The 12,974-nt window shown below is 63.7% G+C and carries 9 protein-coding genes and 1 tRNA gene; 7 read left to right on the plus strand and 3 right to left on the minus strand.

Translation table 11 applies throughout. The annotated features are described in order from the left end of the window. Both QQ658_RS00005 and QQ658_RS00010 read left to right on the plus strand, forming a co-directional pair. Nucleotides 1-1,557: a CaiB/BaiF CoA transferase family protein gene (locus tag QQ658_RS00005; RefSeq protein WP_286025645.1), complete on the plus strand. Its 1,557-nt coding sequence runs from the start codon at nucleotides 1-3 to the stop codon at nucleotides 1,555-1,557. Beyond that, nucleotides 1,554-2,315, plus strand: a complete 762-nt coding sequence (locus QQ658_RS00010) for an enoyl-CoA hydratase/isomerase family protein (RefSeq protein ID WP_286025646.1) — start codon at nucleotides 1,554-1,556, stop codon at nucleotides 2,313-2,315. Before QQ658_RS00005 ends, QQ658_RS00010 begins: the two co-directional genes overlap by 4 nt. A 794-nt stretch (nucleotides 2,316-3,109) precedes the next feature. On the opposite strand, the gene QQ658_RS00015 is transcribed toward QQ658_RS00010, so the two are convergent. The 3 genes from QQ658_RS00015 to QQ658_RS00025 all read right to left on the minus strand — a co-directional run bounded on the left by QQ658_RS00015 (nucleotide 3,110) and on the right by QQ658_RS00025 (nucleotide 7,722). Continuing rightward, nucleotides 3,110-3,193, minus strand: a tRNA-Leu gene (locus QQ658_RS00015). Nucleotides 3,194-3,783: 590 nt separating this feature from the next. Further along, entirely contained in the window at nucleotides 3,784-4,716 is a 933-nt protein-coding gene (locus QQ658_RS00020) for a type IV toxin-antitoxin system AbiEi family antitoxin domain-containing protein (RefSeq protein ID WP_286025647.1), read from the minus strand. Between the two features lie 426 nt (nucleotides 4,717-5,142). Then, nucleotides 5,143-7,722 carry a DEAD/DEAH box helicase gene (locus tag QQ658_RS00025; protein ID WP_286025648.1) on the minus strand — a complete coding sequence of 860 codons (2,580 nt, stop codon included), beginning with the start codon at nucleotides 7,720-7,722 and terminating at the stop codon, nucleotides 5,143-5,145. A gap of 386 nt (nucleotides 7,723-8,108) precedes the next feature. Here QQ658_RS00025 and QQ658_RS00030 point away from each other — a divergent pair, with 386 nt between their 5' ends. The 5 genes from QQ658_RS00030 (at nucleotide 8,109) to QQ658_RS00050 (ending at nucleotide 12,969) form a co-directional block, all read left to right on the plus strand. Beyond that, nucleotides 8,109-8,258: a hypothetical protein gene (locus QQ658_RS00030; RefSeq protein WP_286025649.1), complete on the plus strand. Its 150-nt coding sequence runs from the start codon at nucleotides 8,109-8,111 to the stop codon at nucleotides 8,256-8,258. A gap of 182 nt (nucleotides 8,259-8,440) precedes the next feature. Then, nucleotides 8,441-9,544 carry a YeiH family protein gene (locus QQ658_RS00035; protein WP_286025650.1) on the plus strand — a complete coding sequence of 368 codons (1,104 nt, stop codon included), beginning with the start codon at nucleotides 8,441-8,443 and terminating at the stop codon, nucleotides 9,542-9,544. Between the two features lie 396 nt (nucleotides 9,545-9,940). Continuing rightward, nucleotides 9,941-10,621 (plus strand): beta/alpha barrel domain-containing protein, encoded by a 681-nt coding sequence (locus tag QQ658_RS00040; RefSeq protein WP_286025651.1) that lies wholly within the window; start codon nucleotides 9,941-9,943, stop codon nucleotides 10,619-10,621. A 267-nt stretch (nucleotides 10,622-10,888) separates the two neighbouring features. Next, entirely contained in the window at nucleotides 10,889-11,881 is a 993-nt protein-coding gene (locus QQ658_RS00045) for a VldE C-terminal domain-containing protein (protein WP_286025652.1), read from the plus strand. A 32-nt stretch (nucleotides 11,882-11,913) separates the two neighbouring features. Further along, entirely contained in the window at nucleotides 11,914-12,969 is a 1,056-nt protein-coding gene (locus QQ658_RS00050) for a C40 family peptidase (protein WP_286025653.1), read from the plus strand. Nucleotides 12,970-12,974: the final 5 nt, after the last annotated feature.

Here is a 12,974-nt window from a genome sequence, read left to right on the forward strand (position 1 = left end):
ATGAACGGCACAGGCCCTTTGGCAGGATTCAGGGTGGTCGAGTTCAGCCACTTCATCGCGGCGCCGAGCGTCGGCCAGCGGCTCGCCGAACTCGGTGCCGAGGTGACGAAGATCGAGCCGCCCGCCGGCGATCCGACGCGTCCGGAAGGCCGGGCGGGGTCGGCGATCTTCGAGACCTACAACCGGGGCAAGCGGTCGATCGTCCTCGATCTGAATGACCCGGACGACGAGGCGCTCGCCTTCTCGCTGGCGAGTGGCGCCGACATCGTGATCCACAACATGTCTGCTGCGTCCCTGGCCAGGCACGGGTTGGACGGGGCGAGCGTGCGAGCGGCGAATCCCCAGATCATCTACGGATCGGTGCGGGGCTTCCCGTCCAACACCCGAAGGGCCCATGACAAGGGGTTTGACGGTATCGGCCAGGCCGAATCCGGCATGCTCTGGGTGAACGGGACGGCGGAGTCCGGGCCGTTGAAGCTGCCGTATTCGCCGGTGGACACAGTGACCGGCGATGCCCTGTTGCAGGCCGTGCTGGCGGCCGTGATCAAGCGGCTGCGCACCGGGGAGGGTTCAGAGGTGGAAGTGTCACTCTTCGAGGGCGGCCTGCACCTGCAGCAAACCTACTGGGCCGACTTCTTACAGTCGGGTGTGAGCCCCGACCCGATCGGCAACCTGGAGCCATCGGTCGCCCCGGCGGCGGAGATTCTGAAGGTGGCCGACGGCACCGTGATCATGTCGGCTTATCTGCCGCCGCACTGGGAAGCGTTGTGCGGATTGCTCGGCTTGGACGCGCTCGTGGCCGACCCGCGATTCGTGAACAACGAGGTGCGCCTGGCGAATCAGGTTGAATTGCACGGCCTGATTCAGGACGCGCTGGAGCGGTTGGGCTGGACGGTCGCCGAAGCGTCCGAGGCGTTCGACGGTATCCGGATTCCGCACGGAGTCGTGGGCAGCTACCAGGACATCTTCGATGGTGGCCTGCTGCAAGAATCCGGCCAGTTGGCGGTGGCCACGCGCGCCAATGGGACGCAGTACCAGGTCTTTAATGCGCCCTACCGCGTGATAGGGGACGATCGGCCCCGCAAGTCGGCGGCGCCCCCGGTCTTGGGTGCGGACGGCGACATCGTCCGGGCCGAGGTGGCCCGCGGCGAGTGGGGAACCAGGGGCTCGCAGTCCGCTGCTGATACAGGCACCCAACACGTTGCGGACCTGCCGAGAGCTGATGGGGACCCAATACAACAGGGGCTGGACCATCGCGGTTACGGTACGTCGTTTTCTTCGGCTGCCACCGATGCCGACAGTGCAGACGCTCAAGATGTCGAAAACGGCGCCGATCTTGCCGACGCATCTCTTCCCACCTCATTTGCAGGCGGCGGTCTCGGTTCGGAGGCATCTGTGTCGCTCAGCACAAGACCCGATCCGCGCGAGACGTCGGAAGCCGGCAGCCGATGGGGCGAATCCGAGTCAGCCCGTGCTGGTGGAGAGCCATCCACCTTGCCGCGGGACATCACAGCATCAGAAGAAGAAATCGCAGAAACCGAAAGGCGAGCATCGTGAACGCGAATGTGGAGGCTGAACCCGTCGTCCTGGTAGCCGAGCGTGGCCTGGTGCTGGAGGCAGTGATCAATCGTCCGGCCAAGCGCAACGCGCTGAATCAGGAGACGGCATATGCCCTGGGTGAGTTGTACGAACGGTTCGAGCAGGGCCCGTGGCGGGTTTTGATCATTTCGGGTGCTGGTGACAAGGCATTTTGTGCGGGCGCAGATTTCAACAACCCACCGCTGGACGACGGCCCCGCCTACCCGAACTTCGGGGTGAAGCTGACCAAGCCGGTGATTGCGGCGATCGAGGGATACGCGGTGGGCGCGGGATTCGTGCTCAGCCAGACCTCGGACATTGCGGTGGCGGGGCAGAGCGCGCAGTTCGCCTACCCGGAGGCGAGTATCGGGGTGACCGGAGGTGGTGCCACTCTGCTGACCACCCGGGTGCCGACCAAGGTGGTGACCGATTTGCTGCTGACGTCCCGCTTCTACCCGGCGGAGAGGGCGCTGGCCGCAGGGCTGGTGAGTGAGGTCGTGCCGGATGGGCAGGCCCTCGCCAAGGCTCGTGAGTTGGCGGACCGGATCGCATCGAACAGCGCCGACTGCGTGCGGGCTCTCAAGGCCCTGATCGACCGCGACACCCAGCGTTCGACGGTCGAGGGCGCCCAGCAGGTGGCCAACGTGACCCGGGCCACCAAGGACAAGTCGGTACTGACGGCCTCCCGAGGCATCAAGGGCCTGACTTCCGGTGCTACGTCTGAGGCGGCAGCATAACCGGACGGCGAGCGGGGCGGCCAGCTTTAGGACTTCCTCTCGCGAAGTGGCGGCATAACAGCACCAGGCTCGACGCGTCGGCTCTTTTTGGGACGCCATCCGCGGGCAGCGGCGTAACCGGTCACGCTCGAACACATGCACCATCTTTGGGACCTCTTTCGCGGGCAGGCAGCATAGTCGGCCCGGTGGATGCCTACGGTCGTCTCTTGGATGCCGGTCCCCGGGGCATGGCGGACCATGTTCGATGCTCCCGGCCACCTTTGGGACATTGTTCCCCGAGAGGCGGCATAGCAGTGCCAACCCACCCCACCTGACCGCGGTGCTCGGTGTCACCCCACCGGGCACCGCGGTACTTCATGCAGGGTCTTCGCCAATGCCACTCCTGCCATGGTCGTGGGTCTGCATTCGTTCGGTCGAAGCGATGAGAAGGACGACTACCCGACACGTGCTCGCGGGCATTTTATCCCGGGCTCCAGGCAGACGAGTCGGCTGGGGCAACTGGTGCGCGGCTGCTATTCGGAGCGTTCGACGACCCTCTTGATTGCGGCAAGGGTCGCGGGAATGTCTGAGTTTGCGTACCGGCAACCTCAATGGCGGGCTTCAATCCGGCCGAACGCCCACTAGTGAGACTCCCGGGTATCGCGACGCCTCCGTGAAGCCCAGACTTTCTGGGGCTGGTTTTGGGCCTACGACGCGAGATTTGGGCCTATCTCTGGCTACTCCTGGAGACGTCCCGATACGAAGAAACCCGCTTTCACTAGGTGTCGTACGTAGTAACACCGGGTTCTGTGATGTGCGCGAGAGAGGAGTTGAACCTCCACGCCCTATTCGGGCACTGGCACCTGAAGCCAGCGCGTCTGCCATTCCGCCACTCGCGCATCCTGATCCCTTGCGGAACCAGCTTGGGAAGCTTAGCACACGAGCGCGGGGAACCCACAAATCGAGAGCGTCAACGAGATGGACCAGAAAATGCTCCGCACTCAGCAAGGTGAAACACCGCCAGGCTTCTCTGGCGATCATTCTTGGATGCATCTCAATCGAGGAGCGAGGCTGTGGGAGATGACGCATCGTCCATAGGGCCCTCACAGCCGGGGGGCCGCTCGCGTGGAGTAGCAGGTCTATATGGGCACCAAAACTGTTATTGGGTTCACTTTTACAGCCATAGTGTGTAAAACCGAACCCAATAACAGGGCAGAGCCGGTTGCGTAGCGCAGGCAGGTCCATATGCGGATCAGTGGCGTCAGTCATCGAGCCAGACCGTCCGTCGATATCCGGAGCAATTCTTAGGAAACCCGGCCCCAGCCAAGAGACCCGCGCACCTCGACCACCTGCGCTGCTACATCGCTGGGACGTTCGAGGCCTCCGAACGAACGCAGAATCGGGAGGCGTCGTCATGTGGATGACGTTCTCCTGGGCCCGAACTGGAACGGGCCGCCCGCTATGGCGCTGTCGTGCGCGAGTCGCATCCTCACATCACCCGCCGGCAGTTGGTGCATTTTCTTGGCATGCCGCGCCATCCCAATTGCTGACGCACTTCAGCTACCTGCGTTGCCACAGCACATGGGTGCTCGATGCATTGTTGCCAGCCATATCGCAGAGTCACTGCGCCGCGAACCATGTGGTAATTGTCTCGATCCATGTCTCGGAAGGACCCGACTCCTTCGTGTCCCCGGCGCCCATCGAGCTCGACGATGAGCCCTTCGCCATATCTGACATCGCAGCGGTAACCGCCACTTCGGAATTGACGTTTGCCGGGTGTGATGCCGTGGGCACGCTCGACATCACGGAGATAAACCAGCTCCAGCGGGCTTTCGGCACCCTGACCTGCGTCGGTGAGTAGGAGTTCCAACTCTTTGCGAATCGGGTGCCGCGGCATCTCGTCGAGCGCTGAGTGCAAGGCCTTGGCGGTTGTACGCCGCCCGCCGATTGCCTGAGTTACCCAATGAACCGCCCGACCGGGTTCTTCCGCGCATAGGTCGAGAACCGCCCGCTCCACCCTGACCCTCGGTAACTCGCCTGTCGTGCGAAAAGGCACACGGGTGCGGGTAAACGTCCACCATCCCGAGTCGGGGCGTGGGTTGGAAGAATACGGATGAAGAACAGCAATGGGCGTTGGTTCCTTATCGACAAGGCCATGTAGCTTCAACGCGGCCCGCCCACTGACCGCTGAATCGTGTCCGCCCATGAACACTCCCGCCCAAGCCAGGGAGCGCCAATCCGGTTGAAGGACGTGGGTTAGGTATATGCCTGTGCTCAGCCGTGTCCACATCCCGGCATCCAGCAGCCATTTGATTCGCGTAGCGGATACGTCACAACTCAGCACTTGTTCCCGCGTGAGCACACCTGCTTGGGCGCGAGCCAGTTCCTGTAATGCATCTGGCAGACGACGACGGATGCTCATGCCCACAGTGTGGATTAGTCTGCGATTTACGCAACCTAATCCGGATTTGTGTGGATAACTTGAGTCCGATCCGGAGATGTTAGGGAAAGCGTGGCGCAATTAGCCGGGTTCGAGGCTGGGCGCGGGATTGTGAGTGATTTGGTGTATGAGACACTCGAAATCACTCACAATCCTTCTGATTGGCACGGGAGGGCTTGGCCAAAGCATCGATTTGTGGCCACGTGTCATCCGTGTGCTTCCCATCTACAGCGGGGTAACTCCGTCGTCAAGCACGGGGTTAGCGAGATCCTGGGGCGATCAATGCCCCATCAACGAGCGGTTGCCATCAAACACGATTCAATGTAGCGCCGGAATTGTGAGTGATTTGATGTGTGAGACGCTCCAAATCACTCACAATCCCGCAAAACCAATCGGCGAGCTGCCCTGTCAGGCCTCGATCGGGAAACTTAGCGGCCCATCCGAGGGCCCATCGACGCGTCCGAAGCTCACGATGTGCAGGGCCAGCTCCCCAGACTCGTCGCTGGCGTCCAAATCAACCTCCGCGCGGATCTGCCAGTCATGATTCTCATCCGGGTCATCGATGATCTGGCGCACCTGCCAGCGCCTGGTGTCCCGACCCGCGATGAGGAACAGCTGCGGCGACCGGGCATCGGCGCCGGTGCGCATGTCGTCGTGCTCATCCCAGTATTCGCCGAGCGCATCGTCCCAGTCATCGGCCGTGAACGTCACATCGGGGTCGTCTGTGTCCAGCGCCGCAAGCCCGTCCACGTCGTCGTCCGCGGCCAGCAGCACCCGGCGGAACATCGCATTGCGCACCAGCGCCGTGAAGGCCCGCAGGTTCCCGGTCAATGGACGCGGCCGCTCCGCAACCAGCTGTTCGCGTGCCTCGGCGTCGGCAGGGTTGGCCAGCGCCTCCCATTCGTCCACCAGGCTCGAATCGGTGCCTCGAATCACCTCACCCAGCCAGGCGATCAGGTCGTCCAATTCCTCGCTGTGAAACGAGGCCGGAACCGTCTGCCGCAGCGCCCGCCAGGCGTCCGAGAGATAGCGCAGCACCAGACCCTCGCTGCGTTGCAGCTTGTAGAAGGCCACATACTCGGTGAAGGTCATGGCGCGCTCGGTCATATCGCGCACGATCGACTTGGGCCGCAGTGGATGCTCGACCAGCCACGGATGAGTCTTCGCCATCGCTTGATGCACGGCGCCCAACTCGGCGTCCAGGGGCTTCGGCCAGCTCACCTCGTCGAGGATCGCCTGCCGCTGCTCGTACTCGTAGCCCTCGGCCTTCAGCTCCGCGATCGTCTCGCCCTTGACCTTCTTCTCCTGCGCGATCAAGATCGCCATCGGATCCTCGAGCGTGGCCTCGATCACGCTCACCACATCGAGCGCGTAATCGCCGGCATCCTCGTCGAGCATCTCCAACGCGGCCATCGCGAACGCGCTCAACGGTTGGTTCAACGCGAAGTCATCCTGCAAGCCAGGTGCCAGATCGTAGCGGCGGCCGCCCGTGGTCGGCTCGGCCCTTCGGACGACCACCCCCGCCTCCAACAGTGACCTGCCCAGAGCCACCGCCCGCCGTAACTGCTTGCGCTGCTGCTCAGCAGACGGCACCGCCTCACGGACGATCCGGGCCAGCGCCTGGCCGGTCTCCTCGTCGCGGTGCAGCAGATTGAGCAGCATCGAATGGGTGACCTCGAGATGCGCATGCAAAGTCTCCGGGGTGGAGGCAACGAGCTTCTCGAAGGTGGCCTCGGTGTAATTGACCTCGCCGGGGGCGGGTTTCTTGCGGTGAACCGTCTTGAGCTTTTTCTCATCGCCGGCGAATTTGGCCATCAGCCGGGCGTTCTCGATCTGGTACTCGGGGGCCTGCACCACGACGTTGCCGACCGGGTCGAATCCCGGACGCCCGGCCCGCCCGGCGATCTGGTGGAATTCCCTGGCCCGCAGCACCCGCTGCCGTCTGCCGTCGAACTTCGTGAGCGTGGTGAACACCACCGTGCGGATCGGCACATTGATGCCGACCCCGAGCGTGTCGGTGCCGCAGATCGCCTTCAGCAACCCCTGCTGGGTGAGCGTCTCCACCAGCCGCCGGTATTTCGGCAGCATTCCCGCGTGATGGACGCCGATACCCGAGCGCAGCATCCGCGACAACGTCGCCCCGAACCCACGGGCGAACCGGAACCCGCCGATGGCCTCCACGATGGCGTGCCTGCCCGCGGTGTCGACGAGTTTCATGCTCATCAGGCCCTGCGCCTGCTCGGTCGCCGCCGCCTGACTCGGATGCACCAGATAGATAGGTGCGCTGCCGGTGTGCACGAGCTCGGTGAGCGTCTCGGTCAACGGCTGCAGTGACCATTTGAAAACCAATGGCACTGGACGCTCGGCTTGCGCGATGACCTCGGTGTCTCGTCCGGTTCGCTCCGAGAGCTTCCGGGCGAGATCGGTGACGTCGCCGAGGGTGGCGCTCATGATCATGAACTGCGCTTGCGGCAACTCGGAGGTCGCCACCTGCCAGGCCCAGCCGCGATCGGGGTCGGCGATGAAGTGGTATTCGTCGGCGACCACCATCTGCACGTCGGCCTCGCGGCCTTCGCGCAACGCGATGTTCGCCAGGATCTCGGCGGTGCAGCAGATGATCGGAGCGTCCGGGTTTACCGAGGCGTCCCCGGTGACCATGCCCACCAGATCGGGCCCGAAGTCGTCGACCCAGCTGAAGAACTTCTCGCTGACAAGCGCCTTGATCGGTGCCGTGTAGTAGACGCGGCCGCGGTTGGCCAAGGTAGCGACATGCGCGGCGGTCGCGATCAGCGACTTTCCGGAACCTGTTGGGGTGGTGATGATGGTATTCGCGCCGGCCACCGTCGCCAGCAGCGCCTCCGCCTGGTGCGGGTACATCTGCATTCCCTGCGCCGCGACCCAGTTCTCGAAACTCTCGTAGATATCGTCCGGATCGGGTCGGGGGCCCAGTTCGTCCAAGAGTCGGGAAAGGCTTGGTTGCTCGGGCATATGGACGATTCTGTCACGGTTTCGCGGCGACTTGGTGCGGCCGTCGCGCGCTTGAGTGGGCGCCAGTCGCATCTGGTGGCACGGAGATTCGATAGGCGTGAGCATCTGGAGCGCACTGAAGCGTGTGGACGCGGCGAACAGTCGAGTATCAACTTGGCGGGCGGCCGGCTCAGGAACCGAGCGCTTGGTGACTGCCGACCGCGCGGCGATTGTGTGGGCAGCAGGGTCAGAAACCGACACCAGCACCTCGAAACGAGTGAACAGCGAGCACTTCGAAACGAATGAACAGTAGATGACAAACGTGGTGCCCCATCTCCGGCGAGGCGGCAATCGTGAGACCAACTCATAAGATTGTCGGAGACCGCACCTGCGATTGAGGAGTCCCCGTGGCCAGCAAGCCCGCCGCACCCCGTACGCACGCACCCGATTCAGACGGCAAGTTCTCGATCAGCGAGGACTGGTTGGCGTTCGCCATCGGCCTCATCCTGCTCACGTTGTGCCTGACCGGTGTGATCCCCGAGGGGTTGATCCCGTGAACGGAGAGAGCCAGCCAAGCGACTCGGACAGACGACTACTGACTTCTGACGATGCGGAGAATGGCTCAGCCGGGCCAGCTGGAGCCGGGCCACGATCCCGCTCGGATTCCTTCATTGAAGCCACCAATCAAGGCCGGGATTCTGTAAATGATCGCAGGGATGCGTCGAGCGAGTCGGCCAACGTGGAGTCTGCGCAACCGACTGGAAAATCGACGATCATCTGGACCGCCCTCGGCGTGGTCGTGCTGCTCGCCCTCGGGATCGCCGTCCACGCCCTGACCGAATGGGTGCCCGCCGCGACCAAGGGAACCGGTTTCGGCCAGATCGCCAAGTCGATCGAATTCCCCGTCTACGCGATCCTGGTCGGATTCGCAGCCAACGCCATTTTGTCCGTGCTCGGCGTCCGGCAGAAGATGTCGAAGGCCTTCCGCACCGAGTTCCTGATCAAGACCGGGCTGGTGCTGCTCGGTGCGTCCATCAACTTCGCGGTGATCGCCAAGGCCGCGCTGCCCGCGATCGCGCAGGCCTTCCTGCTGATCGCTGCGGTCTTCTTGTTCACCTGGTGGTTCTCCGGCCTTCTCGGGCTGGACGACAAGTTGCGCGCTCTGCTGAGTTCGGCCATCTCGATCTGTGGCGTTTCGGCCGCGGTCGCCGCCGCCGGCGCCGTACAGGCCAAGAAGGAGCAGCTGGCCTACACCGCCTCGCTGGTCATCGTCTTCGCGGTACCGATGATCTTCCTGCTGCCTTGGGCGTCCGGTCTGCTGGGGCTCAGCCCGGCGGTGACGGGCGCGTGGATCGGCGGCAATATCGATACCACTGCGGCTGTCACGGCCGCGGGCACCATGGCCGGGGAGCAGCCGCTGCAGATCGCCACCATCGTCAAGGTCACTCAGAACGCCCTGCTCGGTGTGGTCGCTGTGGCGTTGACGATGTACTTCACGGTCAAGTCCGAACGGGCACAGGGCAACACGGGCATTCCCAAGCTCGGCACCTTGTGGCGCAGCTTCCCGAAGTTCGTGCTCGGTTTTCTGATCGCCTCGATCGCGGCCACCGTCTTCGCGTCCAATGTCGACCCGGCCATCGCCGAACCCGCGATCGGGGTGGCCAATGACCTGCGCACCTGGTTCTTGATCCTGGCGTTCGTCAGCATCGGGCTTGAGTTCAGCTTTGGCTCGCTGAAGGAGGCCGGCTGGAAACCGGTGCTGGTCTTCGCGGCCGCCACCGTAGTGAACCTGCTGGTCGGGCTGCTGCTCGCCGTGATCTTGTGGAGCGGATTCAGCTTCTAGCGGGCTCCAAGGGGCCGGAATAGATCTGAAGCAGGTTTCTGGGTTCCGTCTGCTCAAGCCACGCGCATCGGACGAAACATACGCGGGGCGTTTGCCCAGCGCACTCCTGCGCCAGACCAATTGACGGGCCTTGTTATGAGCGATATCTGGATGTTCATCGCGGCATTTCTCAATACCCTTAGCCCAGATCCGCCGATGGCATCGTAGCGAGCGGTACCGGGTGGGCGCGATGACAAGTCGAATAGCACGAGGGCAACCTGGAAGATGGCTGCGCGTGGGAGACGCAGCCTGTGTGCTCGGAGGGGATAGGCAGTGAACGGGAATCATGGGTGACCAATAGCATTCGCCGAGGCGCGAATCGACCTGCCCGTGCACTGATGCGCCATGATGGGATGCGTGAGTAACCAGGTCGATTCTGCCGCTGGCGCCAACGGGCGGCAGACCCGTGTTGCGCTGCCGGCGAGGCTCCTCGAGGCCAAATCGATCGTCCTGTTGCCCGCCTGCACCTTGGACGAAGCAGTCGCCCCGGTCGAGATCCTGCTTGAAGAAGGGCTGCCGGTGGTGAGCATCCCCGCAGGCTCGCGGCTGACTCCCGCGATGTTACGCCGCACCTTCGGCGGAAGGATCGAGGTCGGCGTCCACGATCTGCGAACCGCGGACGACGCAGAGTGGGCCAAAACTGAGAAGGCGGCCTTTGCCCTCAGCCTGGGTGAGGACGCGGCCCGCAGTTCCATTCTTTTCGATGCCCGGATTCCGGAATGCCCGGACGCCCTCACCCCCACCGAGGTCAGAGCCCTCTGGAAACGGATCGAGACTGCGGCGGTTCAGGTTAATCCGGCAGGCGCACTCGGGGCGAACTATCCGGGCCAACTGGCGGAGCTGATATCCGCCGATACCTTATTAATAAGTCGCGGTGCCGACAGTGTGCATGAGATCAAGGCCTGGCTGGCGGCCGGCGCGGTGGCCGTGTGCCTGGGCGAGAGGCTGACCGCCGATGCGTTCCGCCGCGGCAATCTGAGCTCCTTCCGGTCACGTATCCATCCGGTCGTGGACGCCCTTCGGCAGCCAAGAAGGTGACTCGTACGAGTCAACGGGCAATCACCGGTGATCACCGTCGGCACGAGAACACCGCCGGGCGGGTTTGGACGCCGGTCAAACGAGATCGTAACGCCAACCGATTTGCGTCCTCAGAGAGGATCCCTGAGAATACCTGAAGACGCCTCTTAGGCGGCGACACGCCGGACGGGGAGTTTTTCTTCACAGGTTTCCGCGATGACTTGAGTTTGCCTGAGAAGATCCTTAAGCTTCTTCTCAGGAAGTCGCCAATTTAGCTGGGAGTTTTCAGTGACAGCACGCCGAGCAAGCCTCGACCTCGACACTGATTTCGACGACCCCACCATCTTTGCTTCGGTTCGCACGGGTGCACGCAGGGGGTTGATCGAAGACGCAGACATCATTGATGAATCGCCTGTTACCGTCTTTGCCGCCCGCCGCGCGATCGCTGCCCCGATCAGCTTCGAACCGGACGAGGAGCTCAGCAGCACTCGTCCTCTCCCGAAGATCACCTCGGCCTCGCCGAAGTCCACCGGCAAATCGCCCAGGCTTCGCCGCGGACTCTTCGGTGTCGCAACTGTGGCCGCGGCGTCCGCAGTATTGATCGTGCCAACCGCGGCCAGCACCGCCACCGCGCAATCGGCGCTATCCACCGGGACCATCGCGAGCAGCAGCACCGGATCGTCCGATCTGGTTATTCCCCTGACTCAGGCCGCAGCCGAGGAACGCGCCTCCCAGGCGTCACGGGGTGCCGAGGACGAGCGCTCATCTGTCATCGATCTGGCGGCGCAGGCTAAGGCTGCCGCGGAGGCGGAAGCTGCCCGGATCGCCGCTGAAGAGGCGGCCGCAGCGGAACAGGCAGCGGCTGACGAGGCAGCGCAGGCAGCTCAGCCCCAAGGCCAGCCAAGCACGGCGACCGGGACCGGCGTCACCGGCGGTTCATGCGCCTTCGATGGCTCGCGCCTCGGGCTGACGTCCAACGCCTACGCGACCTTCCAGGCGGTGTGCGCACAGTTCCCGAATGTCACCTCGTACGGTGGCCAGCGGCCATCCGCCGACGACCACGGTGAGGGACGCGCCGTCGACATCATGATCAGCGGACCCGACGGTTGGCAGATCGCCAACTGGCTGGTGGCGAACGCTGGCACGCTGAACGTTGAATACGTCATCTATGAACAGAGCATGTGGGGGAGTTGGGCGCCGGGCGCCGGCTTCGTCGGAATGGAAGACCGCGGCTCTGTGACCCAAAATCACTACGACCACGTGCACGTCACGGTACTCTGACCCAGGCACATCGCAACACTAAGGATTGATAAATGAGCGCACGAAGGGCACTTCTCGAGCCGGTTGATTCCGCCTCCGAGGTTACCGACGTCATACCGCAGTCCTGTGCGAAGCGCGCCATGCCGGCCCCCCGGCTGGAGCTCGTGGACGACACGCTGCTCAGTGTTTCCGCTGCCCGCCGGGCGAAGCTCGCGATTGATGCGCCGATCGGCTTCGAGCCGGACGAGCCGCTCACCAGTACCCGCAAGCTCGCTGCGATCAGCACTGCCAAGCCGAAGTCTCGCGGCCTGCATTCACGGCTGCAGCGGGGCCTGATGGGTGCGGCAGCGGTGGCCACCGCGAGCGCGGCCCTCATCGTCCCGAATCTTTCGAGCACTGTCACGGCTGCTGAACCTGCGTTGCCGGGAAGCACCATCAACTACAACCCGCAGAGCAGCGACCTGGCCGTCCCGCTCACCCAGGACGAGGCTCAGGACCGGGTCTCGCAGGCGTCCCGTGGCGATGACGCGGTGGCGGACGCGCGCGGCAGCGACCTGAAGGCCGCGGTTGACGCGAAGGCTGCTGCCGAAGCAGAGGCCGAGGCCCAGCGCCAAGCCGAGGCCGCTGAAGCTGCTCGTCAGGCCGAAGCGGACGAAGCTGCGGCTGCTGCTCAGACGGCCACCCAGTCCACTCAGGACACTTCTACAACCGGCTCGGGCAATAGCAGCGGTACGACGACGACCACGTCTTATCCCACTGCTACCGGTAGTGCCGCCGCGGACGCCGCACTGAGCATGATCGGCGTCCCCTACGCTTGGGGCGGTACCACGCCGAGCGGGTTCGACTGCTCGGGCTTGATGATGTGGGCCTATGCGCAGCAGGGTGTCAGTATTCCGAGAGATACCTATGGTCAGATGGGCGCGGGCACCGCTGTGTCTTCTGCCGATGCCTTACAGCCAGGCGATTTGGTCTTCTTCTACGGTGGCAGCCACGTTGGCATGTATATCGGCGGCGGGAATGTTGTGCACGCGCCGACTTCGGGACAAACCGTGACGATTGCTTCTATTTCCTCAATGGGCGGTGCCACCGCGATGCGTCACATCGGCTAGTCGCG

This window comes from Propionimicrobium sp. PCR01-08-3 (genome assembly GCF_030286045.1).
Lineage (GTDB): Bacteria > Actinomycetota > Actinomycetes > Propionibacteriales > Propionibacteriaceae > Brooklawnia.